Source organism: Streptomyces inusitatus (genome assembly GCF_014651115.1).
Classification (GTDB): Bacteria; Actinomycetota; Actinomycetes; order Streptomycetales; family Streptomycetaceae; genus Streptomyces; species Streptomyces amakusaensis.
Genome location: NZ_BMWG01000003.1, coordinates 191,854 through 217,839 on the forward strand (window position 1 = coordinate 191,854; position 25,986 = coordinate 217,839).

24 protein-coding genes are annotated in these 25,986 nt (G+C 70.1%); 13 read left to right on the top strand and 11 right to left on the bottom strand.

From position 1 onward, the window contains the following. Positions 1-29: 29 nt before the first annotated feature. Positions 30-761: a MerR family transcriptional regulator gene (locus IE247_RS08395; RefSeq protein WP_190122318.1), complete on the top strand. Its 732-nt coding sequence runs from the start codon at positions 30-32 to the stop codon at positions 759-761. Between the two features lie 73 nt (positions 762-834). Beyond that, positions 835-1,536, top strand: a complete 702-nt coding sequence (locus IE247_RS08400) for a hypothetical protein (protein ID WP_190122319.1) — start codon at positions 835-837, stop codon at positions 1,534-1,536. Positions 1,537-1,599: 63 nt separating this feature from the next. Here IE247_RS08400 and IE247_RS08405 read toward each other — a convergent pair whose 3' ends face one another. The 9 genes from IE247_RS08405 to rsmI form a co-directional block, all read right to left on the bottom strand. Further along, complete coding sequence (locus IE247_RS08405; RefSeq protein ID WP_190122320.1) at positions 1,600-2,004, bottom strand: Ig-like domain-containing protein; 405 nt, start codon at positions 2,002-2,004, stop codon at positions 1,600-1,602. Between the two features lie 223 nt (positions 2,005-2,227). After that, positions 2,228-2,827, bottom strand: coding sequence for an RICIN domain-containing protein (locus tag IE247_RS08410; RefSeq protein WP_190122321.1), 600 nt, complete (start codon positions 2,825-2,827; stop codon positions 2,228-2,230). A gap of 125 nt (positions 2,828-2,952) precedes the next feature. Next, on the bottom strand, positions 2,953-4,494 hold the full coding sequence (locus tag IE247_RS08415; RefSeq protein WP_229868863.1) for an alpha/beta hydrolase: 1,542 nt from the start codon (positions 4,492-4,494) through the stop codon (positions 2,953-2,955). 240 nt (positions 4,495-4,734) lie between these two features. After that, entirely contained in the window at positions 4,735-5,655 is a 921-nt protein-coding gene (locus IE247_RS08420; RefSeq protein ID WP_229868866.1) for a 4-(cytidine 5'-diphospho)-2-C-methyl-D-erythritol kinase, read from the bottom strand. Then, positions 5,652-6,509 carry a 16S rRNA (adenine(1518)-N(6)/adenine(1519)-N(6))-dimethyltransferase RsmA gene (gene rsmA, locus IE247_RS08425; RefSeq protein WP_190122323.1) on the bottom strand — a complete coding sequence of 286 codons (858 nt, stop codon included), beginning with the start codon at positions 6,507-6,509 and terminating at the stop codon, positions 5,652-5,654. The genes IE247_RS08420 and rsmA overlap by 4 nt, the downstream gene beginning before the upstream one ends. A 16-nt stretch (positions 6,510-6,525) precedes the next feature. After that, positions 6,526-8,007 carry a resuscitation-promoting factor gene (locus IE247_RS08430; RefSeq protein ID WP_190122324.1) on the bottom strand — a complete coding sequence of 494 codons (1,482 nt, stop codon included), beginning with the start codon at positions 8,005-8,007 and terminating at the stop codon, positions 6,526-6,528. A gap of 158 nt (positions 8,008-8,165) precedes the next feature. Next, positions 8,166-9,035: a TatD family hydrolase gene (locus IE247_RS08435; protein ID WP_190122325.1), complete on the bottom strand. Its 870-nt coding sequence runs from the start codon at positions 9,033-9,035 to the stop codon at positions 8,166-8,168. A gap of 51 nt (positions 9,036-9,086) precedes the next feature. Then, on the bottom strand, positions 9,087-9,500 hold the full coding sequence (locus IE247_RS08440; protein ID WP_190122326.1) for a hypothetical protein: 414 nt from the start codon (positions 9,498-9,500) through the stop codon (positions 9,087-9,089). Positions 9,501-9,649: 149 nt separating this feature from the next. After that, a complete protein-coding gene (gene rsmI / locus IE247_RS08445; RefSeq protein WP_190122542.1) occupies positions 9,650-10,498 on the bottom strand; it encodes a 16S rRNA (cytidine(1402)-2'-O)-methyltransferase in 849 nt (282 codons plus the stop codon). A gap of 213 nt (positions 10,499-10,711) precedes the next feature. Between rsmI and IE247_RS08450 the strand changes: the two genes are divergently transcribed. Beyond that, positions 10,712-12,484 (top strand): dolichyl-phosphate-mannose--protein mannosyltransferase, encoded by a 1,773-nt coding sequence (locus IE247_RS08450; protein WP_190122327.1) that lies wholly within the window; start codon positions 10,712-10,714, stop codon positions 12,482-12,484. A gap of 75 nt (positions 12,485-12,559) precedes the next feature. Here the strand turns inward: IE247_RS08450 and IE247_RS08455 are convergent, their stop codons facing one another. Next, positions 12,560-12,988 (bottom strand): PPOX class F420-dependent oxidoreductase, encoded by a 429-nt coding sequence (locus IE247_RS08455; protein ID WP_190122328.1) that lies wholly within the window; start codon positions 12,986-12,988, stop codon positions 12,560-12,562. A gap of 189 nt (positions 12,989-13,177) precedes the next feature. Between IE247_RS08455 and IE247_RS08460 the strand changes: the two genes are divergently transcribed. From IE247_RS08460 to IE247_RS08480, 5 genes are all read left to right on the top strand, one after another. Further along, a complete protein-coding gene (locus IE247_RS08460) occupies positions 13,178-14,812 on the top strand; it encodes a penicillin-binding transpeptidase domain-containing protein (protein ID WP_190122329.1) in 1,635 nt (544 codons plus the stop codon). 127 nt (positions 14,813-14,939) lie between these two features. After that, entirely contained in the window at positions 14,940-15,428 is a 489-nt protein-coding gene (locus IE247_RS08465) for a YbaK/EbsC family protein (protein WP_190122330.1), read from the top strand. 106 nt (positions 15,429-15,534) lie between these two features. Continuing rightward, positions 15,535-16,371 (top strand): hypothetical protein, encoded by an 837-nt coding sequence (locus IE247_RS08470; RefSeq protein ID WP_190122331.1) that lies wholly within the window; start codon positions 15,535-15,537, stop codon positions 16,369-16,371. Positions 16,372-16,505: 134 nt separating this feature from the next. Further along, positions 16,506-17,327, top strand: coding sequence for a DUF5707 domain-containing protein (locus IE247_RS08475; protein ID WP_190122332.1), 822 nt, complete (start codon positions 16,506-16,508; stop codon positions 17,325-17,327). Between the two features lie 113 nt (positions 17,328-17,440). Next, positions 17,441-18,265: a calcium-binding protein gene (locus IE247_RS08480; protein WP_190122333.1), complete on the top strand. Its 825-nt coding sequence runs from the start codon at positions 17,441-17,443 to the stop codon at positions 18,263-18,265. Here the strand turns inward: IE247_RS08480 and IE247_RS08485 are convergent. Beyond that, positions 18,262-19,290, bottom strand: coding sequence for an AraC family transcriptional regulator (locus tag IE247_RS08485; RefSeq protein WP_190122334.1), 1,029 nt, complete (start codon positions 19,288-19,290; stop codon positions 18,262-18,264). The two genes, IE247_RS08480 and IE247_RS08485, sit on opposite strands and share 4 nt — an antisense overlap. A 198-nt stretch (positions 19,291-19,488) precedes the next feature. Here IE247_RS08485 and IE247_RS08490 point away from each other — a divergent pair, with 198 nt between their 5' ends. The 5 genes from IE247_RS08490 (at position 19,489) to IE247_RS08510 (ending at position 25,949) form a co-directional block, all read left to right on the top strand. Then, positions 19,489-19,755 carry an acyl carrier protein gene (locus tag IE247_RS08490; RefSeq protein WP_190122335.1) on the top strand — a complete coding sequence of 89 codons (267 nt, stop codon included), beginning with the start codon at positions 19,489-19,491 and terminating at the stop codon, positions 19,753-19,755. Beyond that, positions 19,752-20,735, top strand: coding sequence for a 3-oxoacyl-ACP synthase III family protein (locus IE247_RS08495; RefSeq protein WP_229868868.1), 984 nt, complete (start codon positions 19,752-19,754; stop codon positions 20,733-20,735). Before IE247_RS08490 ends, IE247_RS08495 begins: the two co-directional genes overlap by 4 nt. A 100-nt stretch (positions 20,736-20,835) precedes the next feature. Next, entirely contained in the window at positions 20,836-22,200 is a 1,365-nt protein-coding gene (locus tag IE247_RS08500; RefSeq protein ID WP_229868870.1) for a cytochrome P450, read from the top strand. A 60-nt stretch (positions 22,201-22,260) separates the two neighbouring features. Continuing rightward, positions 22,261-23,307 carry a 3-oxoacyl-ACP synthase III family protein gene (locus tag IE247_RS08505; protein ID WP_190122337.1) on the top strand — a complete coding sequence of 349 codons (1,047 nt, stop codon included), beginning with the start codon at positions 22,261-22,263 and terminating at the stop codon, positions 23,305-23,307. Between the two features lie 20 nt (positions 23,308-23,327). Further along, positions 23,328-25,949: an aminotransferase class III-fold pyridoxal phosphate-dependent enzyme gene (locus IE247_RS08510; protein ID WP_190122338.1), complete on the top strand. Its 2,622-nt coding sequence runs from the start codon at positions 23,328-23,330 to the stop codon at positions 25,947-25,949. The last annotated feature ends 37 nt before the right edge of the window (positions 25,950-25,986 follow it).

Genomic DNA, 25,986 nt, shown 5'->3' on the forward strand with positions numbered 1-25,986 from the left:
CCACCGGCTGGAGGCCCCAGGCTGGGGGCATGAACAGCGCGGCTCTCCTCTCCATCGGCGAACTCTCCCGGCGCACCGGACTGCCGGTGCGCACGATCAGGTTCTACTCCGATGCGGGAATCGTCGCGCCGACCAGTCGAACCCCCGCCGGTTACCGGCTCTACGACCTCGAAGCACCGCACCGGCTCGAACTCGTCCGGACCCTGCGCGAGCTGGGCATCGACCTCCCCACGATCCGGCGGGTGCTGGACCGCGAGGTCTCGGTGGCGGAAGTCGCCGCGGCGCACGCCGATGCCCTGGATGTACAGATCCGGGCGCTGCGGATGCGGCAGAGCGTTCTGCGAGTCGCGGCCCTGGGCGGGGCAGGCCCCGAGGAGACGCAGTCCATGCACAGGCTCACGCAGTTGTCCCGCGAGGAGCGCGGGCGTCTGATCGACGAGTTCATCGACGGTACGTTCGGCGGCCCGGCGGCCGATCCACAGACGCTGGCCATGGTCCGCGCCGCGACCCCCGACCTCCCCGACGATCCCTCCGCCGAGCAGGTGGCCGCCTGGGTGGAGCTGGCGGAGCTGGTCGGCGACGAGGGCTTCCGCACCCGGATGCGGAAGGCGGCGGCACGGCGGTCGGTCGGACTGGCGCCCGGCATCGACGGCGCTCCCGACCTCCAGGCGGACCGCTACTGGCGGCTGGTGTGGAAGGTCAACGGGTGGCAGGTGGTACCGGAGTTGATCCCGGCGTACTCCTGGCCGGCGGCGGAGTAGGCGGTCGACTTTCGGCCGACGTGGCAAGATCTGCCCGCGAAGACGAAGATCGACAAACGGGGAGAGTCGGCTGATGACACGGCACACCAAGGGAACGTTCCTGTCCAGAGCTGTGCTGGCCGGTCTGGCGTGTGCAGCGCTGGCCGGCTGTCAGGCCACCTCGCCTTCCTCCTCCGACGCTCCGGACAAGCCCGCCGCCAAGCCCGCCGCCAAGCCCAGCGCCAAGCGGGCCGCCGCCGGGGCGACCACCGTCGCCGAGGCGGAGTGCGCCTCGGCGACGTTCAGCTGGAGCACTCCGCGGGAGCGGAACAAGATAGTGAAGGCCTCGCGTCCGGTCACCGTCACCAGCGAGATGGTGAACAAGAAGATCACATTCACGCCGATCCCCGTCCGGGCCGTGCGCTCCGAGGTGACGTCGAGCGCGAAGCTGGACGAGGAGACCGTCCTCGCGTCCCTGGAGAAGCGGATGAAGGCCGTACCGGGGAGCCTGGCGCGCGCCGGGAAGCCGCTGCCGAAGTCCTCGGACGAGGCCTCGTTCCAGGACGTCGGCAAGGCTTTCGACGCCGTCTCCGTGGAGGGCGTGGAGTTCGTCGAGGCGACCTTCGTCCGCACCTGCGCCGGCTCCGGGGCGGCACCGGTCTACGGGTCCGTCACGACCTGGCACAACCGCTTCGGCGGGATGTTCGAGTGCGGGACCGTCCCGAGGAACGACTACATGAAGGAGACGTACGAGATGGTCTGCGCCGCCGGGAAGGCCGCGCCCGCGGCCTCGTGACCGCGGCCCCTCGCGCCCGCGGCCCCGGGGCGGGGGCCGCGGGCGCGCGCCGGGCGGAGGGGCTCAGGTGGTGACGTTGAAGCTGCCGATGGCCTTCGCGCCGTCGTAGTTCGCGGAGCCCTTGTACTCGGCCACGTAACCGGAGACCGCCGCCGTGATCATCAGCTGGGGGTCGCTGATGTGCTGGCCGGTGTCCCACTCCGCGACGCCCTCGCGGTCGGTCTTCACGGTGCCGAAGGTCTGGCCGCCCGTGCGCACGTAGAACCGGATCGACTGGCCCTTGAGCGGCTCGTTGTTCTCATCGGTGAGCGTGGCCCTGAGCTTGGCCCGCGCCTTGCCCTGGAGGGCGCTGCCCGCCACCGTCTCCACCTCGATGTAGGACGCCTCGCGGCGCTCCCCCAGCTCGGGGTTGCGCTTCTTCTGCGGCTCGTCGGAGGTGTCGGCACCCGGGTACTGAATCTGCGACATGGAACATGCTCCTTGTGCATACGTGGGGCGTGAAATGGCCCGGACCGCTGGGCGAAGCCGGATCGGACTGTCGCCCAGCGTGCCGGTCAGATGATGCCGTACCAGCCAAAAACGCCGACTTATCGCCGCAATCACCTCAAACGAATGACTCTCGGACCTTGCGGTGTACGGGAGTTGACGATCCCCCGGTCGGCGCGCCCCGGCCAGATCCGATCAGGTCCGGTCAGATCCGGCTGATGGACCACCAGTTCTTCGCGATGTTGCTGTCCGTCTCCAGCACGACGACCTCACCGGGCTGCTGGCCGAAGTAGGGCGAGAGCACCTTGTTGGCCGAACGGGAGATCAGCTTGTAGGTGTCGCCCAGGACGTTCGCCTTGTCCTGCCAGTGGTACTCGTAGGTGTCGTTGCAGGCCCCCTGGGTCACCGACGTCTTGAAGTGGAACTCGCCGCCGGGCTTGAGGCACTTGCCGGTCCTGACATTGCGGATGAGGAGATACCCGGAGGGGGTCCGCTCCAGGTTCCACTGCTCCCCGCCCCGGGTGTCGTAGTCGTGCCAGGCGTACATGAGGATGTTGTCCGAGGAGTTGCCGCCGAAGTCCTGGGGGATGAGGGTGCCGCCGGTGGCGTTGTTGGTGATCCGGAAGTTGTCGCCGGGGGCGGCGTTCGCGGTGCCTGTGGTCAGTCCGATCAGCAGGGCGGTGAGGACGGTGAAGACCAGCGTCAGCCGGTTGAAGACATGGGTCATGAGGGTGCTTCTCTCCTGAGGAGCCTCCGTGCCGCTCTCACCGGTCGCACAGCCGGCGTCCGCCGCTACGAAGATCACTGAATGAACGAGACCTTCGTAGCGGTTGGGACGACACCGCGTCGAACCGCGCGGGCCGCCCCCCGGCCATCGGAGTGATAAGTCGGACCGCTCCCGAAGGCCGGCCGGAGCCGCTCGGGGACGGATCAGCCGATGGTCACCGGGAGAAGCGGGGACCGCGGGGGAACGGGCAGGACGGTGGCCGACTCGCTCTTGCCCTCGCGGGGGTTGGGCGCGCAGGTGACGTTTCCGGCGGGGAGCCGGCCGGTGGCCAGATAGGCGTCGGTGGTGCGGTCGGCGCAGGCGCTGCGGTTGAGCAGGTAGACGGCGTGGCCCTCGCCGCCCTTCACCGTGACCATCTTGGAGCCCTTCATCGCCCGGTGCATGCCGAGGGCGGCGGAGAGCGGGGTCTGCGAGTCCCACTCGCTCTGCACGATCAGCGCGCCGACCTTGTTGTCGACCGTGGTCTTGGGCTCGACGGCCCGGTCCCAGAAGGCGCAGGGCGTGATGTTGGAGACGTGGTCGCCGACGAGCGGGTGGCGGGCCGCGTCGCGGCGGGAGTCCTCGCGGTAGGTCTCGGGGTTCCGGGGCCAGGTGGTGTCACCGCACAGCACGGACCACTGGGACGAGATGATCGCGTCGGGCACCGGCTCGGCGGCGGGCGGCTGCGGGACGGGCTTCCCGTCGGCGAGGTCCTTGAAGATCACGACCGATTCGGCCGCGCCGCGGACGTCGAAGACCGCGGGCCGCATCGCGCCGCGCAACAGAGCGCCGTCGAAGGCCATCCCGCCGTAGACGATGGGCTCCCGTTCGGCGTGGGCGACGAGGTCCCAGAAGGACTGGGAGACCTTGGCGGGGGTGTCGCCCAGCCGGTACGTCGCCGAGCGCTCGGCGGTCCACTCGGTCCACCGCTCGAACGCCGACTCGGCCTCGGGGCCCCAGTCGCGGACCATTCCGCGCCATGCCTTCCCCGGGTCGGTCGCGCTGTCGAGGACGAACCGGTCGGCGCGCTTCGGGAACATCTGGGTGTACACGGACCCGAGGTAGGTGCCGTAGGAGTAGCCGAGGTAGGAGATCTTCTTCTCGCCGAGGACGGCGCGGATGACGTCCATGTCCCGGGCGGTGTTGCGGGTGGTGATGTGCGGGAGGATGTCGCCGTGCTGTGCACGGCACTTGTCGGCGACCGACTTGGCCCACCGCACGTCCTTGGCGAAGGTCTTCGCCTTGTACGGACGCGGCCAGGGCCGCTCGTCGGGGGTCAGTCCGCAGACGACGGGGGTGCTCGCGCCGGTGCCCCGGGGGTCAAAGCCGATGAGGTCGTACCGCTCGCGCACGGAGGCGGTCAGCATCGTGTCCAGCTCCGCCGGGAGGCCGAGCCCCGGGCCGCCGGGGCCGCCGGGGTTGGAGAGGAGCACACCGTGGCGCTTGGCCGGGTTCGCGGCCTTGAACCGGGATATCGCGATGTCGATCCTCTTGCCGCCGGGTTCCGCGTAGTCGAGCGGCACTTTGATCGTCGCGCACTGGAAGTCGGCGGGCAGGGCGGTGTGACACCTCTTCCAGTCCGGGGTCTGCCCGGTGTACTGGGCCGGCGGGGCCACGGCGGCTGCCGCCGGAGAGGCCGGGGTGGCCGGGGCCGCCGCCGCTGCGGCGGAGGCGAGGCCGGGGGTCAGGGTGGCGAGAAGGCTCACCGCGATCAGGGGCACTAACCGTCGGCTGCGCACAAGGAAGATCCTTCCGGTCGGCGTACGTACAGGGCTCGCACAGGGTGCGTACAGGGCCCGTACAGATGTACGGCCAACCCTTTCGTGTCTCGCCGCCGGAGAAATCATCCCTTGGGGCATGAACCGTCAACCCAGGTCGGACATGAGGAGGTTGACGTCTACTGCGGTGGTTGTAGAGAGCACCTGACCCGCGCCGGCCGCCGGGGATCAGCGGAGGACGGTCGCGCCCGGGGCCGGGGAGCAGGCGGTGCGGGCGGTGCGGCAGGTGCCGGAGGCGGTGAGGGCGGCGGCCACCGAGACGGCGGACGCGGCGTCCTTCACCAGGAAGGCGGTGGTGGGGCCGGAGCCGGAGACGAGGGCGGCGAGCGCGCCCGCCGCGGTCCCCGCGTCGAGGACGGCGGTCAGGGAGGGGCGCAGCGAGACGGCGGCGGGCTGGAGGTCGTTGGTGAGGGCGGCGGCGAGGGCGACCGGGTCGCCGGTGCGCAGGGCGGCGAGCAGGGCGGGGGACGCCGTCGGCTCGGGGATCTCGGCGCCCGCGGTGAGGCGGTCGAACTCGCCGTACACCGCCGGGGTGGAGAGTCCGCCGTCGGCGACGGCGAACACCCAGTGGAAGTCGCCGCCGACGTCCAGCGCGGTGAGCCGCTCGCCCCGGCCGGTGCCGAGCGCGGCACCGCCGACCAGGCTGAAGGGCACATCGCTGCCGAGTTCGGCGCAGATGTCGAGCAGCTCTTCGCGGGTGGAGCCCAGGCCCCACAGGGCGTCGCAGGCGAGGAGCGCGGCGGCGCCGTCGGCGCTGCCGCCCGCCATGCCGCCCGCGACGGGGATGTCCTTGACGATGTGGAGATGGACGTCGGGGGTGCGGCCGTGGCGCTGGGCGAGGAGGATCGCCGCGCGGGCCGCGAGGTTCGTGGCGTCCAGCGGGACCCGCGCCGCGTCGGGGCCCTCGCAGGTGACGGTGAGGGCGGCGGCGGGGCGGGCGGTCACCTCGTCGAAGAGGGAGACCGCGAGGAAGACATTGGCCAGGTCGTGGAAGCCGTCGGGGCGGGCGGCGCCCACCGCGAGCTGGACGTTGACCTTCGCGGGGACGCGGACGGTGACGGCGCTCAGGGCTTCGTCCGCGGTGCTCACGGCTTGGCCTCCGCGATCCGGGCGAACTCCTCGACGGTCAGCGACTCGCCCCGGGCCTGCGGGGAGATCCCGGCCGCCACGAGGGCCGTCTCGGCGGCGGCGGGCGAGCCCGCCCAGCCGGCGAGGGCGGCGCGCAGCGTCTTGCGGCGCTGGGCGAAGGCGGCGTCGACCACGGCGAAGACCTCGGACTTGGCGGCGGTGGTCTTCGGCGGGTCGCGGCGGACCAGCGAGACCAGGCCGGAGTCGACGTTGGGCGCGGGCCAGAACACATTGCGGCCGATGGAGCCGGCGCGCTTGACCTCCGCGTACCAGTTGGCCTTCACCGACGGCACTCCGTAGACCTTGTTGCCGGGCGCGGCGGCGAGCCGGTCGGCGACCTCGGCCTGGACCATCACCAGGGTGCGGTCGATGGTGGGGAAGCGGTCCAGCATGTGCAGCAGCACCGGGACGGCGACGTTGTACGGGAGGTTCGCGACCAGCGCGGTCGGCTCCTCGGGCAGTTCGTCGACCTTCATCGCGTCGGAGTGCACCAGGGAGAAGCGGGGGGCGCGCTCCGGCAGCCGGGCCAGGATCGTGGCGGGCAGCGCGGCGGCCAGCACATCGTCGATCTCGACGGCGACGACCTTGTCCGCCGCCTCCAGCAGCGCCAGCGTCAGGGAGCCGAGCCCGGGGCCGACCTCCACGACCACGTCGTCCTCGCGGACACCGGCGGTGCGGACGATCCGGCGGACGGTGTTGGCGTCGATGACGAAGTTCTGTCCGCGCTGCTTGGTGGGGCGGACGCCCAGCGCCGAGGCGAGTTCGCGGATGTCGGCGGGGCCGAGGAGTACGTCGGAGGGCTCAGTGGTGCTCACCGATACAGCGTACGGGTCAGCGGTACAGGCTTTGGCCGCAGTGCGGCCAGGGAGTCGCGCCGCGCTGGATGTACAGCTTCTTGGCGCGGAAGGTCTGCTCGGCGGGGGCGGCGTCCTGCGGGCGGCCCCGGCCGCCCAGCGCCCGCCAGGTGAGGACGTCGAACTGGTAGAGCCCGCCGTGGGCCCCGGTGGGGGAGACGGCGGAGGGCCGACCGCCGGACTCGCAGCGGGCCAGCGCGTCCCAGTTCAGGCCGTCCGCGCCGGGCACGGCGTCGGGCATCCGCCGGGTGCCGGTGTGGACGCGCTGGGTGACCGGCTGCCGCAGCACCACGTCGGCGACCTTCCGGGGCCGCTGGCGGACGCCGTTGACCGTGCGCAGCTCGTAGGTGACCCGGCGGGCCCCGGCCCGGCCCTGCTGGACGACGATCTCGGTGCCCGCGAAGAGCACCGGATCCTCGACGGTGACGACCTCGTACGGGATGGACACCTCGCGCACCTCGCGGCTGCCGGTGATCCGTTTGACGGTGACGGTCTGCCCGTCGCGCGGGAAGCTCGCGGGCGGTACGGAGGTGGTGTCCTGGCCGCCGAGGGTGATCCCGGCCTCGGCGAGCGCCTCGGCGACGGTGGCCGCGTTGGTGCGGATGGCGCGCTCGTGGCCGTCGGCGCGGAAGGTCACGGTCCGTTCGGTGCGGACGTCCAGGGCGAGGCCCGCGCGGGAGATCGCCGCCGAGCGGGAGGCGGAGAGATACGCGCCGTCGGCCCGTACGCCCAGCTCGCGCAGTGCGCCGCCGACCGTGCGGGCGGTGGTCCACACCTCGCGGCGCTCTCCGTCGAGGGTGAGGACGACGGGCCGGGCATGGCGGACGACGATCTCGTCGCCGCTGGTCAGCTCCGTGCCGGGGGCGGGGGCGACGAGGTCGTGGGTGCCGACGCCGACGCCGACGTCGTCGAGCAGCTCCTGTACGCGGTCGGCGAAGGTGTGCAGGGTGCGGGGGCGGCCGTCGACGGTGAGGCGTACCGCCTTGTCGCTGGCGACGAACGCCGAGGTGCCGCCCGCGAGGATGACGACGACCAGGGCCTGGGGGACGAGTCGGCGCAGACCGGTCTCCGGGCGGTCGGCGGGGCGGCGGCGACGGCCCCCGCCCCCTCCCCCGAGGGTCCCGCCGACGGCCCCGCCGATGACGGTTCCGCCGCCGCTGTGGGCGCCGCTGCCGCCTTCGGTGCGGCCGGGCGGGGCGGTGTTCCGCCGCGAGAAGGGGAGGAGGGGCGGGACGGCGGCGGGCGGGGGGACGGGCGGGGCGTACGCGGGGTGGGCGGGGTACGGGGCGGTGTACGCGGGCGCGCCGGGGCGCGGGGTGAGGATGACGGTGTCGTCGGCCGCCCGGGGGCGTGGCTCGGCGTAGCCGTACGGCCGGTACCCCGGCCCGTACCCCTGGCCGTACCCCTGCCCGTATCCGTGTCCGTACCCGTTGTGGCCCTGATGGCTGAAATGGCTCACGACGACGCTCCGTAAGGTCCGGGTCGTCCCGGGACGGCCCTGTGGGCCGGACGCTATCGGCAGCCGCGGTGACTCTCCAAAGCCATTCCGCCACCCGGCGTCACCTTCGTACGCGCGCGCTCCCGTACAGCCGCACGGGTCGGTACGGGTCGGTACGGTCAGTAGTCGAACGCGGCGGCCGTGTTCGCCGCCACCGCCTCGGCCATGGTGTCCTCGTCCAGCCCCTTCACCGCCGCCATCGCACGCAGGGTGATGGGGATCAGATAGGGCGCGTTGGGCCGTCCTCGGTACGGCATCGGGGTGAGGAAGGGCGCGTCGGTCTCCACCAGGACGAGTTCCCTGGGCGCGACGGCGAGCGCGTCGCGCAGCGGCTGGGCGTTCTTGAAGGTCATATTGCCCGCGAAGGACATGTAATAGCCCGCGTCGGCGCACAACCGCGCCATTTCCGCGTCGCCGGAATAGCAGTGGAACACCGTGCGCTCCGGCGCGCCCTCCTCCGCGAGTATGCGCAGAACGTCCGCGTGCGCGTCCCGGTCGTGAATGACCAGGGCCTTTCCACGGCGCTTGGCGATCTCGATATGGGCGCGGAAAGACCGCTCCTGGGCGGCGATCCCTTCCGGTCCGGTGCGGAAATAGTCGAGCCCTGTCTCGCCGACCGCGCGCACCTGCGGCAGCGCGGCCAGCGCGTCGATCTCGGCCAGCGCGTCGTCGAGCGCGCTCTCGCCGCCCGCCTCACGGGCCCCCTGGCGCGCGGTGCCGTCCGGGTCGCCGAAGACGATGCGCGGGGCCTCGTTGGGGTGCAGGGCGACGGCCGCGTGCACGGCGGCGTGCTCGGCGGCGGTGCGGGCGGCCCAGCGGGAGCCCTCGATGTCGCAGCCGACCTGGACGACGGTGGTCACCCCGACGGCGGCGGCCCGGGCGAGTGCCTCCTCCACCGTGCCCTGCTGCATGTCCAGGTGGGTATGGGAATCGGCGACCGGGACACGGAGCGGTTCGGGCAGCGGCGGCGGGTCGGACTTCGAGGTCATGGGCGTGATCCTACGAGGCACGCGCCCATGACCCCGGCCGAGGACCCCGTGCTACCTGCGCTGGAAGGGGTGGAGCAGATCCGACAGGTGCCAGTGGTGGGCCGGCTTGGCGGCCGGCGGCTCCTCCCCGGCGGCGCCGGCCCCGGTGCCCTTGCCCGGGGGCATCGCCTCCCGGTGCGGGGGCGCGATACGCGCCGGACTGGCGGTCCTCGCCATCAGGTCCAGCACGGAGGAGACCTGTCCGGCCCGCATGATCCGTACAACGTGCCCCCCGCAGTTCAGGCAGGTGGGGCTGGACAGCGGGGACGGAACCCGCTCTCCGTTCGCCTTGTAGACGACGTACTCGTGCCCGGCGGGGTCGCGGTGGTGCTCGATGTCGTACGACTGCTCCCAGCCGTGCCCGCAGCGCATGCACGCGAAGGCATATGCCTCGTGGACCGTGGCGGCGCCTGTGATCTCACTCATGCCTGCTCCTTTCCACTGACCCAGTGGACGCCTATTCCGGCGGGAGCGCATCAGCGCTGTCGAATAATGGATTGGTCTTTGGGCTTCCCATGCCCAAAGGGCCCCGGAGCCGGTCTGCGCTTTGCCTTCTACGGTATCCCTTTACCGTCTCAGGGGTTCGGTCGAGCAGAGTTCTTTGCCGCCACGACGGCATCGAACACCTCTCGCTTGGGCAGCCCTGCCTCGGCGGCGACGGCCGCGATGGCCTCTTTCCGGCGCTCTCCGGCCTCTTCCCGGACCCGTACCCGGCGCACCAGCTCCTCCGCGTCGAGATCGCCGGGGCCGGGGGCGGGGGCGCCCTCGACGACGACGGTGATCTCGCCGCGCACCCCGTCGGCGGCCCAGGCGGCCAGCTCGGCGAGAGAGCCGCGCTTGACCTCCTCGTACGTCTTGGTCAGCTCGCGGCAGACGGCGGCGCGGCGATCCGCTCCGAACACCTCGGCCATTGCGGTGAGGGTGTCGTCCAGTCGGTGGGGGGCCTCGAAGTAGACGAGGGTGCGGCGCTCGGACTCGTTGTCGCGGAGCCGGGTGAGGCGCTCGCCCGCCTTGCGGGGCAGGAAGCCCTCGAAGCAGAAGCGGTCCACCGGGAGCCCGGAGAGGGCGAGCGCGGTGAGCACGGCGGAGGGGCCGGGGACGGCGGTGACCCTGATGTCCTTCTCCACGGCGGCGGCGACCAGCCGGTAGCCGGGGTCGGAGACGGAGGGCATCCCCGCGTCGGTGACCAGCAGCACCCGTGCGCCGCCGATGAGGGCGTCGACCAGCTCCGGCGTACGCGCGGACTCGTTGCCCTCGAAGTAGGAGACGACCCTTCCGCTCGTCTGGACGCCGAGCGCCTGGGTCAGCCGGCGCAGCCGTCGGGTGTCCTCGGCGGCGACGACATCGGCTCCGGCCAGCTCGGCGGCGAGCCGGGGCGGGGCGTCGGCGACATCGCCGATCGGGGTCCCGGCGAGGACCAGCAGACCGGACGAGCCGGAACGGTCGGCGGGGGCCGGGGGGCCGGGGGGCGTGTCGCGGGGCTCAGTGGTCACACCGGCCATTGTCCCGCACCGGTGGCGGGGGTCGGTCCGGCGGCGGGTCCCAGGAGGGCCGACGGGGGTTCCCGCGAGGCTCTCAGGGGGTCCTCGCGGGGCCGGAGGCGCACCTCGCATACATACGTTCCCTACGATGGCGCGGTGACCAGTACCGCGCCACAGACCCACCAGGGCAGGGACGCCGAGCCGCCGCCCTCCGGCCGGCAGCAGCGGCTGCGCAGATTCGGCTACACGTCCCCGGCCGTGATCGGGCTGCGCGAGCGCCTGGTGCCGCCCTACGTCCGCCCCTCGACCCGGCTGTGGCCCGTCCTCGGCATCGCCCCCTCGGCGGTGGCACCGCTGCTGCGGGCCTCCGCCTGGCTGGGGCCGCTGCTGGTGGCGCTGGTCGCGGGCCTGCTCCGGTTCTGGAACCTGGGCAAGCCGAACCAGGTGATATTCGACGAGACGTACTACGCCAAGGACGCCTGGGCGCTGATCAACCAGGGGTACGAGGGCAACTGGCCCAAGGACATCGACAAGTCGATCCTCAAGGATCCCTCGGCCGTCGCCATCCCCACCGACCCCGGCTATGTGGTCCATCCCCCGGTCGGCAAGTGGATCATCGGCCTGGGCGAGAAGCTCTTCGACTTCACGCCCTTCGGCTGGCGTTTCATGGTCGCGGTGCTCGGCACCCTGTCGGTGCTGATGCTCTGCCGGATCGGCCGCAGGCTGTTCCGCTCGACCTTCCTCGGCTGTCTGGCGGGCGCGCTGCTCGCCGTCGACGGGCTGCACTTCGTGATGAGCCGGGCCGCCCTGCTCGACCTGGTGCTGATGTTCTTCGTCCTGGCCGCCTTCGGGGCTCTGGTGCTGGACCGGGACTGGGCGCGGCGCAGGCTGGCGGGCGCGCTGCCCGAGGACGAGGAGGGGGTGCTGCGGCCGGACGCGCACATCGCCCAGACCCTGCGGCTGGGGTGGCGGCCCTGGCGGATCACCGCGGGCGTGATGCTGGGCCTGGCGGCGGGCACCAAGTGGAACGGCCTCTATGTGATGGCCGCGTTCTGTCTGATGGCGGTCTTGTGGGACGTCGGCGCACGGCGCACGGCGGGCGCGGTGCGGCCGTACCGCGCGGTGCTGCGCAAGGACCTGGTGCCCGCCTTCGTCTCGACGGTGCCGGTGGCGCTCGCCGCGTACATGGCCTCCTGGGCCGGCTGGTTCATCACGGACAAGGGCTATTTCCGGGACTGGGCGAAGGGCCGCGAGGGGCTCTCGCCCGACAGCGTCACGCTGCCGCTGCTGGGGCAGATCGATCTGCCGCAGTTCTCCATGACCTGGGTCCCGGAGGCGCTGCGCGCCTTCTGGCACTACGAGACCGAGGTCTACAGCTTTCACGTGAATCTGAAGTCCGGGCACACCTACGAGTCGAACCCCTGGAGCTGGATCGTCCTGGGCCGCCCGGTCTCGTACTACTACGAGGACCCGGCGGCGGGCGAGGACGGCTGTCCCGCGAGTGCCGCCGACAAGTGCGCGAGCGAGGTGCTGGCGCTGGGGACGCCGCTGCTGTGGTGGGCGGCGTGCTTCGCGGTCTGCTACATCCTGTGGCGGTGGGCCTTCCGCCGGGACTGGCGGGCGGGCGCGATCGCCTGCGGTATCGCGGCGGGATGGGTGCCGTGGTTCCTGTACCAGGAGCGCACGATCTTCCTCTTCTACGCGGTGGTCTTTGTTCCGTTCCTCTGTCTGGCGGTCGCGATGATGATCGGCGCGATGCTGGGCCCGCCGGGGTCGGACGAGCGGCGGCGGACGATCGGCGCGATCGGCTCCGGCGTGCTGGTGCTGCTGATCATCTGGAACTTCATCTACTTCTATCCGCTGTACACGGGGACGCCGATCCCGGTGGAGGAGTGGCGCGACCGGATGTGGCTGGACACCTGGGTCTGATCCCCGGACCCGAGCCCGGACCCGGACCCGGACCCGGTGGCGGGTCCGGGTCCGGGTCCGGGCGGAGGGGCGGGTTCAGTCGGTGAGCCCGGAGACCGCGATCGCCTTGGCGACCCTGATCCGTACGGTGATCGAACCCGGGCCGCTGTTGCGCGCGCCGACCGCGGCGGCCACGTCCTCGCCCAGATACCGGGCCGCGATCCGGGTCGCCCAGTGCAGGGCCTGTTCCTGATCCTCACTCACCTCCGCCCGTCCCTGGAGGGTCACGAAGGCGAACGGCGGGGTCTCGTCGTCCACACAGATGGCGACCCTGCCGTCCCTGATCAGATTGTGGCCCTTGACCGACTCCTTGTCGGTGTTGAAGACCAGTTCGTCGCCGTCGAGGAGGAACCACACCGGAGCGATGTGCGGGCTGCCGTCGGCCCGTACGGTCGAGAGCTTCGCGGTGCGGGTGCCCTCCGAGACGAACGTGTGCCACTCGCCCTTCGTCATTGTTTTCGCCATTTGGCCATATTCCGACAGTTGCGGGATGACGGGCGGTCAGGCACGCCGGGCGCGGGCCGCCGCATACGTTCCGGTCCAGTAACAAGGCTGCCCCGGGAGCGTCCGCGTCCCGTAGGGTGCACGGGCCGGTTCCTTCTTGAACGCGTTCAAGAAGGAAGGTGTCGAGGTGTCGAAGAGGGGCTGCAAGCCATGCGGAGTGGAGCGAAGGTCGCCGTCGTCGGCGGCGTCTTCCTGGTCATAGCCGGCGGTGTGGGGTACGGGGGCTACGCCATGCTGAGCGACGGGAGCGGCGGCCGCGAGGCCCCCCGCGCGGAGAAGATCAGAACGGGCCCGCCGAGCGCCCAGGAGATCGAGAGGACCAGCACCGCCTTTCTCGCCGCCTGGGCCGAGGGCCGCACCCCCGAGGCGTCCCAGCTGACCAACAAGCCGGTGGACGCCGAGCCCCGGCTCACCGGCTACCGCGAGGACGCCAAGGTCTCCAGGGCGGTGATCACCCCGGGCACGCCGGTCGGCGCGAAGGTGCCGTTCAGGGTCGAGGCGACGGTGACGCACGAACACGGCAGCAAGCCCTGGTCGTACTCCTCCGAGCTGACCGTGGTGCGCGGCAGAACCACCGGCCGGCCGCTGGTCGACTGGAAGCCCTCCGTGCTGCACCCCCGGCTGACGGAGACCACCACACTGGAGCTGGACGAGTCGGCGGCCCCCGGCTTCAAGGCCCTCGACCGTGAGAACCGGCCGCTGACGAAGGAGAAGTACCCCTCGCTCTCGACCGTCCTGGACCCCCTGCGCCAGAGGTACGGCCGCGAGGAGGCGGGCGGCACCCCCGCCACCCGGCTGGTGCTCTCCTCCACCCTGGAGGGGGTGGCGAACCAGACCCTGCTGCCGCTGCACAAGGGCAGGCCGGGCACCCTGCGGACCACCCTCGACGCGGACGTCCAGGCGGCGGCCGAGCGGGCGGTGAAGCGGTACGGGCAGGCGTCCGCGGTGGCGATCCAGCCCAGCACCGGGGAGATCCGGGCCGTCGCCGGCAGCCCGGCGGGCGGCTTCAACGCGGCCATGATGGGGACACAGGCCCCCGGCTCCACCATGAAGATCGTGACGGCCGCGATGATGCTCGACAAGGGCATCGTCAAGGGGCCGGACGCGAAGGTGGAGTGCCCGGCGACGGTCGGCTGGGCGGGCGCGAACTTCCAGAACCTCGACAAGTTCGACATCCCGAACGCCACCTTCCGGGATGCCTTCCTCCGCTCCTGCAACACCACCTTCATCAAGGCGGTCACCCCGCTCGGCAGCGGGGCGCGGGACACCGCGCTGGGCGAGACCGCGCGGAAGTACTTCGGCATCGGCCTCGACTGGCAGACCGGGATCCCCAGCTTCGACGGCAGCGTGCCCGCGTCCTCGGGGACCGAGACGGCCGCCTCGTACATCGGCCAGGGCCGGATCACGATGAACGCGCTCACCATGGCGTCCATCAGCGCGACCGCGAAGAACGGGGCCTTCAAGCAGCCGATCCTGGTCCCCGCCTCCCTCGACGACCGGCGGCTGGCCGAGGCCGAGCCACTGCCGGGAGCCGTCGCCGGGGCGCTGCGGGACATGATGGGCGCGACCACCCGGGGCGCGGGCACCGGGCGGGCCGCGATGGCCTCGGTGACCGGCGTCAAGGGCGCGAAGACCGGCTCCGCCGAGGTGGACGGCCAAGGCAAGTCCAACAGCTGGTTCACCGGCTACGCCGACGACCTCGCCGCCGCGGCGGTCGTCCAGGCCGGCGGGCACGGCGGCGACGCGGCGGGCCCGGTGGTGGCTCAGGTGCTCAACGCCCGCTGAGCCCGGCCGGGCCCTTGGGGGGCCGCCCGGCCCCGGTCGGCCCCGGTCGGCCCCGGTCGGCCCCGGTCGGCCCCGGTCGGCCGAAAGATTCTCGCGCGGCGGGCGGTGCGGGCGCTAGCGTGTCGCCATGAGCGATCAAGCCACCGATGCCCATCCCCGATTCGCCGAGGCCCTGCGGGAGTTGGGCCTCGACGTGCCCGTACGCCGCTTCCCCGACGCGACCCGCACCGCCGCCGAGGCCGCCGCCGCGATCGGCTGCGACGTCAGCGAGATCGTGAAGTCGCTGATCTTCGCGGTGGACGGGGATCCCGTGCTGGTGCTGCTGGACGGCTCCTCCCGGGTGGATCTGGAGCGGGTGCGCGAGGAGCTGGGCGCGGACGCCGTCAAGCGCGCGAACGCGGACCTCGTACGGAAGACCACCGGCTACGCGATCGGCGGCGTACCGCCCTTCGGGCATCTCACCCGGACCCGGGTGCTCGCCGATCGCGCCCTGCTGGACCACCCGGTGGTGTGGGCTGCGGCAGGAACCCCGCACACGGTGTTCCCGCTCGACCCGAAGACGCTGATCGAGCACGCGGGCGGCAGGCTGGTGGACGTGCGCGAACGCGCGGCCTGAGAAATCCCGGGCAACTTCCCTTCCCCGTACAACCATTCACTCCCGTCCCGTGTCTACGTGTGCGAGTCAGCAGACTCATGAGCCACATCTGAGTACGGGGAATTACATGCGTTTTCGGATATCCGCCGCCGTCGTGACCGGTGCCGTCGTTCTCACCGGCCTCTCCGCCCCCGCAGCCCAGGCCGATGAGAAGCCGGCCGGCTTCTCGAAGGCCTTCGCCGCCAAGCCCCAGGGCGACATCTCCATCGGCGACATCAAGATCTCGGACGTCTCCCTCAACGGCGGCAAGCCGGTCATCGTCGGCACCACCAAGGAGAAGAAGGTCACGCTGACCTTCAAGGCCATCGACAACTCGGGCGTCAACGTGGCCTTCGCCTATCTGTGGCGGGGCAACGACCCCCAGGACCCCCAGGGCTTCTTCTTCGCCGACTCGGGCGAGAAAGACGTCAAGTGCAGCGGCAGCGGCAAGAAGACCAAGGCCACCTGCAAGATGACCTTCACCATCGACCCGAGCTTCGACCTGTCCAACACCGACGCGGGCGGCGGCTGGCGGGTCATGGCCGCCGCGCAGGCCAACGACGGCAACGTCCGTGCGATGTACAAGGCCAAGTCCTTCAACCTGAACCGCGGCTCCCAGATCTCGATCAACGCCGCGCCCGAGCCGGTGAAGAAGGGCAAGGACCTCACCATCACCGGGTCGCTGACCCGCGCCGACTGGGAGTCCGGCAAGTACATCGGCTACACCAAGCAGCCGGTGCAGCTCCAGTTCCGCAAGAAGGGCGCCAAGACCTTCACCACCGTCAAGACGGTCAAGACGGGCGACAGCCGCGCCCTGAGCACCACCGTCAAGGCCACGGTCGACGGCACCTACCGCTACTCCTTCGCGGGCAGCTCCACCACCGCCCCCGTCACCAACGGCGGCGACTTCGTCGACGTCAACTGACGCGACAGCTCTGAAGGCCTCCACCCGAAGGCCCTCTCCCCCGGATGCCCGCGCCCTTCCCGGCCGCGGGCATCCGGCGCATCCTCACAACCCCCTCCACGGCCCTCCGGGCCGCCATCGCACCAGGGAAACAAATGCGCTTTCGTGTCTCCGCCGCCGTCGTGACCGGGGCGATCGCCCTCACCGGCCTCTCCGCCCCCGCCGTCCAGGCCGATGAGAAGCCGGCCGGCTTCTCGAAGGCCTTCGCCGCCAAGCCCCAGGACGACATCTCCACCGGCGACACCAAGATCACGGACATCGTCCTCAACGGCGGCAAGCCGCTCGCCCTCGGCACCGCCAAGAAGAAGTTCACCCTCACCTTCAAGGCCGCCGACAGCTCCGGCATCGAGTCCGGCTCCGGTCTCCTCTGGCGCGGCAAGGACTTCACCTCCGCCAAGGAAGGCATCCGCCCCGACCAGGACGAGGTCAAGTGCAAGGGCGGCACCAAGGCCACCTGCACCGTCACCTTCACCCTCGACCCCCGCGCCGACGACGCCACCAACTCCTTCGCCGGCGGCGGCTGGCACCTCGCCGTCTCCGCCCTCGGCAAGGACCGCAGCGTCCGCGCCATCTTCAAGGCCAAGACCACCAACCTCCACCGCGCCTCCCAGATCTCGGTCAACGCCTCCCCCGAAGACGTGAAGAAGGGCAAGACCCTCACCGTCACCGGCTCCCTCGCCCGCGCCGACTGGGAGGCCAAGAAGTACACCGGCTACGGCAAGCAGCCCGTGAAGCTCCAGTTCCGCAAGAAGGGCGCCAAGACCTTCACCACCCTCAAGACCGTCAAGACCGACGCCAAGGGCAAGCTCAAGACCACCGTCAAGGCCACCGTCGACGGCACCTACCGCTACGCCTTCGACGGCACCTCCACCACCGCCCCCATCACCAACGGCGGCGACTTCATCGACGTCCGCTGACACCCCGGCCGTGTCTGCTCCGACACGGTCCGACCAGCGGATACAACCTTTCACCCGGCTTGTCCGTCTGTGGTCGGTGAGTCACAAGATTCACCGACCGAACGGAAAAGCACATGCGCATCCGGACATCCGCCGCCGCCATCACCACCGGGGCGATCGCCCTCACCTGTCTCACCGCCCCCGCGGCCCAGGCCGCCGAGAAGCCGGCAGGGCCGTCGGCATTCGCGGTGAAGATGCAGGGCGACGACATCACCATCGGAAACACCAAGGTGTGGAACGCGGTCCTCAACGGCGGCAAGCCGATCATCGTCGGTGTCAGCAAGAAGAAGAAGGTCACGCTGACCTTCAACGCCAGCGACAATTCCGGCGTCCTCGGGTCGGCCGGGCTGTGGCGCGGGAAGAACCTCGACGAGATGGAGGCGGCCATCGAAGCAGATCAGCCCGAGGTCGGGTGCACGGGCAAGAGCGCCACGAAGACCTGCAAGATGACCTTCACCTTCGACCCGAAGTCGGGCTTCCTGAACAACGGCATGGCCGGCCGCTGGAAGCTCGGCATCGCCGCGCTCGCCAAGGACGAGGACCTGGCGGTGAAGGGCAACGCGCGGAGCGCCCTCCTCCAGCGTCTGTCGAAGATCTCCATCAATGTCTCGCCCGAGCCGGTGAAGAAGGGCAAGACCCTCACCGTCACCGGCTCGCTGACCCGCGCCAACTGGGAGAGCGGCAAGTACGCCGGTTACACCAAGCAGCCGGTGCAGCTCCAGTTCCGCAAGAAGGGCGGCAAGACCTTCACCACGGTCAAGACCGTCAAGACGGACAGCAAGGGCAACCTGAAGACCACCGTCAAGGCCTCCGCCGACGGCACCTACCGCTACTCCTTCGCGGGCAACTCGACCACCCCCGCCATCACCAACGGCGGCGACTTCATCGACGTCCGCTAATACGGATCCGGTCCCGGCCGGGCCGGGGGACGGTACGAGGCGGCCACCGCCCGTGCCACTTCGGCCCGGTCCCGTGGCACGCGAGCGGCTTCCCTGAAGCGTTTGGGCGCGACTCCGGTCGCCCGTTTGAAGGCGTGGCTGAAGGCGCTCTTGGAGGCGTAGCCGAGGGAGAGCGCCAGTTCCGACACTGGTGTGTCCTCCTGGAGCAGGCTCTGTTCAGCCAGCCGCATGCGCCATTGGTGGAGGTAGGTGAGCGGCGGCACCCCGGCCACGGAGGTGAAGACCCCGGCGAAGGCGCTGCGGGACATGGCCGCCGCCCGGGCGAGTTCGGCGAGCTGCCAGGGCCGGGCGGGATCGGTGTGCATCAGCCGCAGGGCGGGGGCGATGCGCTCGTCCGCGAGAGCCCGGAGCCAGCCGACGGGAAAGGACTCGCTCCCGGCGAGATAGGCGCGCAGGACATGGGCGAAGACAAGCTGGGAGAGCTGCTCGGCCACCCTGTTCCCACCGGGGCGGTCGGCGCTCATCTCTCTCAGCAGCTGCTGGAGGTGCTGGCACAGCGTGGCCGCCTCCTCCCCGGCACGGGACATGTGGATCACCGGGGGCAGCGCCTGGAGCAGTAAGGTCCGTCCCGCGGTGTTCAGTTCGAAATGGGCGCCGATCGACACGACCTCGATGACGCCTTCCTGCCCGGCGTGGGCGAAGAGATGGGGCGAGGTCTCCAGCAGCGCCAGCGCGTCCTGCGGCGGCAGGGCCGGATCGGCGGCCAGTACATAGGGCAGGCTTCCGTTCAGGGCCACGACGTCTCCCGGCTCCAGGAGTACGGGTCGCTCGCCTCCGTCGACCGTCAGCCAGCTGACTCCGCTGAGCACGGCGTGGACCTTGAGCCTGCCGGGGGCCGGGAACCGCAGGGCCCAGGCCCCGCCGGCGGTGAGCCCTCTGGCGAGTACACAGCGCGCACCGGTCACACCGAGGGTGTGAGTGAGCGGATCGGGATTGATCGAACCCAGAAACGGTGGTGCGCCCATACGAGGACTCTCGCTCAATTTATTTGGACTGACAAGCATTTACCGGTAGTCGACAGTCGTTGCATCCTAAACAAGTCACGTTCCACGGCCGACGGGCGCCGCACGAAATGACATTTCCTTGTCTTCGTACAGATGCATGACGTACGTATATTCGATTACTGCCCGCCCGGGGGCCTATCAATCGAGATGGGAGACCCCATGACACCCTCCGAGCTGGAAAAGCTCATCACGAACATTGTGCATGGCGACAATCCGTCCACCGACCGAGTGGTGACGCTTCCGGAAAGCGATCTCGATAAAACGTTCGACCAGTTGGATGTGGACTCACTGGCCCGGGCGGAAATGGTGGAGACGATCAGCGACACCTACCGGATCGAGATCAGCGACGTACAGGCGGGGGTGCTGGACACCCCCCGCGCGGTACTGGAGTTCGTGACAGCCCATGAGACGCGGACCGGCCAGTGATCACCGAGGCCGGGCGGTCGTGCAGGGTCGTGTCGGCGGGCGCGTACCGGCCGACGCCGGTGGATTCCCTGGTGGCGGCCGAGCAGTTGGGGGTGGACCGGGAGTGGATCGTGTCCCGGACCGGAGTGGAGACCCGCGGGGTGGCCGGACCGGCCGAGTCCGTGGTCGCCATGGCCGTCCTCGCCGCCCAGGACGCCCTGTCCGCGGCCGGGGTCTCGGCGGACACGGTGGACGCCGTCCTGGTGGCGACGTCGACCAACCCGCAGCTCTGCCCGGCCATCGCCCCTCAGGTCGCCGAAGCGCTCGGCCTGCGGGTGGCGGCGTTCGACATCAACATCGCCTGTTCCGGGTTCTGCTACACGCTGCACGTGGCCAGATCGCTGATCGTCGCCGGCAGCTGCGACACGGTGCTGGTGATCGGCGCGGACAGGATGCTGGACATGGTCAACCCCAGCGATCGGGCCACCGCCCCGGTCTTCGCCGACGGAGCGGGCGCGGTGCTGGTCTCGGTGACGGACGGGCCGTCCGGGATCGGGCCTGTGGTGTGGGGTTCCTCCGGCGACCGGGCGGCCGCGCTGGAGATGCGCCCGACCATGTTCGAGGCCAACAACAACAGCTCGGTGCGCGCGGAGCTGAAGATGGACGGCCTGGCGGTCACCCGCTGGGCCTGCTCCACCGTGCCGGCCGTGGTGCGTGAGGTCCTGTCGGTGACCGGGATCGGCTGGGACGACGTGGCCATGTTCGTCCCGCACCAGGCGAACTGGAAACTGATCCAGCGGATCGCCAGATCCCTCGACCTGCCCGAAAAAGTGGCGGTGGCCGACGATGTGCGGCTGGCGGGCAACACCAGTTCCGCGTCCGTCCCGCTGGCCCTGCACCGGCTGCTGTCCACCGAGCATGCCGGCTCGGGCCAGTGGGCGGTACTGGTCGGCTTCGGCTCCGGTCTGGCCTACGCCGGACAGGCCATCCGCATCCCCTGAACCACCCGGCGGCGGCCGGGCGGCGGAGCATCGTCCGGCCGCACCGGGGCTGTGGCGGAGCGGCCGATCGGTTCCTGAGCTCCGGGAAGGAGAAAATACCGTGTCGATCAGAACAATCGGGAGCGGCGAGGCCCGTGGGCCGACCCCGCCCGGTCCGCGTCTGCCGTCGCCGGTGCAGACAGCGATCTTCACCTGGAAGCGGCAGCGGTGGGCGAACAGCCTGCGTGAGAAGTACGGCGACGTGGTCGCGCTGAAGGTTTTCCCATGGGGTTCGGTGATCCTCGTCTTCACCGCCGATCACATCGGGGCCATGTTCGGCTCACCGCCGTCCAGATTCCACGCCGGCGAGGGCAACCGGGTGCTGGCTCCGGTGTTCGGCGAGCACGCCCTGATCACCGCGGACGGCGACGAGCACCGGCGGCTGCGCAAGACGCTGGCGCCGCTCTTCGGCAGGGCCGCCGTGCGCGGCCACCAGGGCGCGGTGCGTGAGCTGACCGAGCGCGAGTTGGAGCGCTGGCCCGTGGGGAGGCCCTTCAAGAGCCTCGACCGGTGCCGCGTACTGATCCTCGACATCATCTGGCGCGTCATCTTCGGCCCCGACGAGGGCCCGGACGCCGCCCGTCTCCGCGGAATCGTCAGACGGCTCCCGGTCGTGGATCTCCTGATCCTCATGGGGCTCAACAGCCCTCAGGCACGACGCTTCGGGCCGTGGCGGCGGACGGCGAGACTGCTCGGCCGCATGGACGAGCTGATCTACGAGACGATCGAGCGGCGGAGGACCGCGCCGGACCTGGAGCGGCGTACCGATGTCCTGTCCCGGCTGGTCAGCCTCGACGGCGCGGAGCGGCTGAGCCCGGTCGAGATCCGCGATCAGCTCGTCACACTGCTGTTCGCGGGGCACGAGCCCACCGCCACGGCACTCGCCTGGACGCTGCACGAACTGGCCCGCAACCCACGAGTGGCGAAGCACGCGGCACGGGCCGCGCTCCTGGACGACTCCGCTTATCTGGAAGCCGTGGTGAAGGAGTCGCTGCGACGGCGCCCGGCGATCTTCGAGTCCATCTGGACCCTGGCCGAGGACGTCGAGCTGGCCGGTCTCCGGCTGCCCAAAGGGGCCACGGTCATGCCGATGCTCGGAGTCGTGCACCTGGATCCGGCGAACTACCGGGCCCCGGACGAGTTCCGCCCCGAACGCTTCCTGGAGGACGACATCCCTCCGCACGCCTTCATTCCGTTCGGCGGCGGCGCCCGGCGGTGCATCGGCGCGCATCTGGCCCTGATGCAGGCCACCGAGGTGCTGCGGGTCCTGCTGTCCAAGCGCGTCATCACCACCGATCGGCAGAAGCCGGAGGAGGAAGTCGCCAGAAACGTCACCGTCCTGCCCGGAGACGGCGCACGCATCATCGTGCGACCGCTGAGCGACATCGAGCAGGAGATTCCACGACCGGAGAGCCGGGCCGGATGAGCCCGAACCGATGACCGACACCGGGGACCGGGGCCACCACGAACACAGGAGTGCGTTGATATGAAACTCCGCGCTGTCACCAGTGCAATCCCCTCTCGTAAGATCACCAATACCGACATCCTGGAACTCATCGGCGAGCACAGTGCCGATCTCTTCACCGGAAATCTGAAAGGCGCTCAGCGCAAGGTCGGAAATCTATTGAACTTCACCGGTTCCGACACCCGCTACTGGCTCGAAGCCGACGAACGCCCGATCGATCTGCTGCGTACCGCCGCGCATTCCGCGCTGACACGGGCCGGCCTCGCACCCGAACAGATCGATCTGCTGATCTACACAGGGGTGGGCCGCGGCTTCCTCGAACCCGGCGGCGCCTACCACTCGGCGGCCGCCATCGGGCTGCGCAACGCTCACTGCTTCGACGTCCTCGACGCCTGCATGAGCTGGACCAGGGCCGTACAGCTCGCGGAGTCCCTGTTCCGGACCGGACAGTACCGCAGCGCCATGATCGTCAACGCCGAATTCGCCGTCAGCCGGGGCGGTGCGGTCCTCCCGCACGTGTTCCGGCTGAAGCGGATCGAAGACCTGGAATCAAAGCTGCCCGCCTACACGCTCGGCGAGGCCGCCACCGCCACCGTACTCACCGCCGACGACGCCGGTGAACCGTGGAAGTTCCGCTTCATCTCGCGGCCGGACCTCGCACCGCTGTGCAACATCACGCTCGACGGCTACGAGGGCTACTGCGACCCCTCGGACAAGCTGGCCCGCAACGGCATCGGCGTCTTCACCTCCTTCGGCATCGAGATGCACGACGTGGGCAGGGCCGAGGTGCAGGCGGTGTTCGACCAGTTGGATCCGCCGGTCGACGAGGTGGCCGCGCTGGTCACCCACGCGTCGAGCAAGCGCGCGTGGCAGGCCTTCGCCGACACGGTCGGGCTCGGCCCGGTGACCCACCATGTCTTCGACCGGATCGGCAATGTCGTATCGGCCTCGGTGCCGGCGGCCCTCGCTTCCGCCATCGACTCGGGGCAGCTTCGGCCGGGGCAGCGCGCGGTCGGTCTGATGGGCAGCGCGGGCATGTCCTTCGGCGCCTTCACCTTCGTTCTCTGAGCCACCGAACAGGAGCCGAGATGTTGCCACATCTGGTCAAAGCGGCCTCCGCCACCGCGCTGGAGACGGCGAAGTACGCGCTCGCCCGGGTACGCGAGCGCGACGCCGCGACACGCGACCAGCGCCGCGCCGACGCCATCCTGGCTTTCCTCACCCGTATGGGCCCGCTCTACATCAAGATCGGACAGATCGCCGCGACCCGTTCGGATCTGCTGCCGGCGGAGTGGGTGAGCACGCTGCGGAGTCTGCACGACCGGACCCCGCACATGTCGCCGCAGCGCACCCGCCGGGCGGTCGAGCGGGAACTGGGCGATGCGCTGGAGTCCGTCTTCAGCGCCTTCGAACTGCGGCCGGTGGCCAGCGCCTCCGTGGCCCAGGTGCACAAGGCCACCCTGCGCGACGGGCGCGAGGTCGCCGTCAAACTGGTCAAGGACGGGGTCCCCGCGCAGATCGAGGAGAGCCTCCGCACGCTCGGTACGCTCGTGAGGCTGGTCCACCGCGGTGTGCCACGGGCGCGCGGACTCAACCTCCCGACCCGCTTCGACGAGCTGGCCCGGCTGCTCCGGCCGCAGGCCGACATGAAACACGAGGCGCGCCAACAGCAGCGCATCCACACCAACTTCGCCGATCACCCCTATGTGCGGGTGCCCGCCGTACTGCCCGAGCTGGTGACCGGGCGGATGCTCGTCATGGAATTCATGGACGGAATCCCGGGAAACCGCGCCGAAACGGTCGGATTTCCACGCGAGAGGCTGGCCCGACGGCTCCAGGATGTCGTCTACACCATGCTGTACATGCATGGATTCAGCCATGGGGATCCGCATCCCGGGAACATTCTGTTCACCCCCGAGGGCGAGTTGGTGCTGCTCGACTTCGGTGTCACCGTGGAGCTGAGCGAGAACGAGAAATGGGGCTTGTCCTCGTTCTACTACGCCTGCATTCGCAAGGAGTGGAGTCTGGCGAGCGAGCGCTTCACCCGACACTTCGTACTCACCAGCCCCGAACTGGAAGCCAGGCGCGCCGAATACGATCGGCAGATGGTCGAAATTCTGCGCCATCACTTCGACATCAACTCCACCCAGTGGTCGTCCATGACCTATGTCGGCGACGTACTGAAGCTGCTGGGGCAGTACGATGCGCAGTACACCACGAATTTCACCAAGGTCGAGCTGGTTTTCCTCTCCTCCGAAGGATTCGTCACGCAGATCGACCCCGGAATCAATATCTGGGCCAACGCGCGCAAATTCACCGACCGCTACTCGCCCTATATGAGTGCGGAGGTGGAGAGCCGCTTCGCGGCCGGCTTCGCCCAGCAGATGCCGGCCACGCTGGAACTGCGCGAACGCGCCCGCGACACGCTGGTGGCCCCCGGCCACGCCGACCGCTACTTCTTCCCCAGCTCCTTCCCGGTCTTCGTACGGCAGGCCTCGGGCGGCCGTGTACGCGACTTCGACGGCAACGATTACCTCGATCTGTGCGGCGGATACGGCCCGCATCTCCTCGGCTACGCGCATCCGGCCATCAACACGGCGATCTCCTCCGCCCTCGAACGCGGACTGGTCAACGGCATCGGCAACCCGCACGAGGTCGAACTCGCCGAACTGCTCGTCGATTCGCTTCCCACGGCGGAGAAGGCCCTGATGTGCAATTCGGGCACCGAGGCGATCCTGTTCGCCGTCCGGATGTGCCGCGGGTACCGACGGCGCAGCATGGTCGCCAAGTTCGAGGGGCACTACCACGGCTTCTCCGACCAAGGCATGGTGAGTTCCTGGTTCCGCTTCTCCGGGGAGAAGGACCGGCCCGAGCCCATCGCGGGGTCACTGGGCAGTGATCCCGGCACGGTCGACAACACGCTGGTGTTGCAGTACGGGGATCTGGGGGGTCTGTCGCGGCTTCGTGAGCACGCCGACGAGCTGGCCTGCGTGCTCCTGGAGCCGATGCCGACCTCGGTGGTCACCCTCGATGTGCCCTTCCTCGCCGAACTGCGGGCGCTCTGCACCGAACTGGGCATCCCCCTGGTCTTCGACGAGGTGGTCAGCGGTTTCCGGGTCGCCTACGGAGGGGTCCAGAGCATGGTGGACATCCATCCCGATCTCACCTGTCTCGGCAAGGTGATCGGCGGTGGTCTGCCGTGCGGCGCGGTGGTGGGACGGGCCGAATTCATCGACATGGCGAAGAGTTCCCAGGATCCGTTCTACGACTACGAGAACAAGGTCTTCGCCGGTGGCACGCTGAGCGGGAACTCCCTGACCTGTGCCGCGGGCTCGGCCGTCCTGCGCCATCTCCAGGGAAATCCGCAGCTCTACACCCAGTTGGAGGAGAACACCCGGACGCTCGCCGCCATGCTGCGTGAGTCGGCGCTTCAGCGCGACATCGCCTGCCGGATCAATGCCCGCAACTCCATCTTCTCGCTCACCTTCAGCCACCGTGAGGCGACGCTCTACCGGGAACGCATGGCGGGCAGCAACTTCAAGGCCACCATCGCCCTCGCGTACTACATGCGAAAGCACCAGGTGTACTTGCCGGAGCTGCACAGCTTCCTCATCAGCGCCGCTCACACCGCGGGCGATCTGGACGAGATCGCCGGTGCTTTCGAGAAGAGCCTCGACGAAATGCTCACCGACGGGCTCTTCGTGGTCTGACCTCGGGGTGGGCCGGGACCGGGCGGGTCCCGGCCCA

Bases quoted from the DNA above. Each gene is read 5' to 3' on its own strand.
- IE247_RS08480 (WP_190122333.1), top strand. From the start codon at position 17,441: ATGCGCATCCGGACATCCGCCGCCGCCATCACCACCGGGGCGATCGCC.
- IE247_RS08510 (WP_190122338.1), top strand. From the start codon at position 23,328: ATGTTGCCACATCTGGTCAAAGCGGCCTCCGCCACCGCGCTGGAGACG.
- IE247_RS08505 (WP_190122337.1), top strand. From the start codon at position 22,261: ATGAAACTCCGCGCTGTCACCAGTGCAATCCCCTCTCGTAAGATCACC.
- IE247_RS08455 (WP_190122328.1), bottom strand. From the start codon at position 12,988: ATGGCGAAAACAATGACGAAGGGCGAGTGGCACACGTTCGTCTCGGAG.
- IE247_RS08485 (WP_190122334.1), bottom strand. From the start codon at position 19,290: ATGGGCGCACCACCGTTTCTGGGTTCGATCAATCCCGATCCGCTCACT.
- IE247_RS08435 (WP_190122325.1), bottom strand. From the start codon at position 9,035: ATGACCTCGAAGTCCGACCCGCCGCCGCTGCCCGAACCGCTCCGTGTC.
- IE247_RS08475 (WP_190122332.1), top strand. From the start codon at position 16,506: ATGCGCTTTCGTGTCTCCGCCGCCGTCGTGACCGGGGCGATCGCCCTC.
- IE247_RS08465 (WP_190122330.1), top strand. From the start codon at position 14,940: ATGAGCGATCAAGCCACCGATGCCCATCCCCGATTCGCCGAGGCCCTG.
- IE247_RS08460 (WP_190122329.1), top strand. From the start codon at position 13,178: ATGCGGAGTGGAGCGAAGGTCGCCGTCGTCGGCGGCGTCTTCCTGGTC.
- IE247_RS08400 (WP_190122319.1), top strand. From the start codon at position 835: ATGACACGGCACACCAAGGGAACGTTCCTGTCCAGAGCTGTGCTGGCC.
- IE247_RS08470 (WP_190122331.1), top strand. From the start codon at position 15,535: ATGCGTTTTCGGATATCCGCCGCCGTCGTGACCGGTGCCGTCGTTCTC.
- IE247_RS08490 (WP_190122335.1), top strand. From the start codon at position 19,489: ATGACACCCTCCGAGCTGGAAAAGCTCATCACGAACATTGTGCATGGC.
- IE247_RS08395 (WP_190122318.1), top strand. From the start codon at position 30: ATGAACAGCGCGGCTCTCCTCTCCATCGGCGAACTCTCCCGGCGCACC.
- IE247_RS08440 (WP_190122326.1), bottom strand. From the start codon at position 9,500: ATGAGTGAGATCACAGGCGCCGCCACGGTCCACGAGGCATATGCCTTC.
- IE247_RS08405 (WP_190122320.1), bottom strand. From the start codon at position 2,004: ATGTCGCAGATTCAGTACCCGGGTGCCGACACCTCCGACGAGCCGCAG.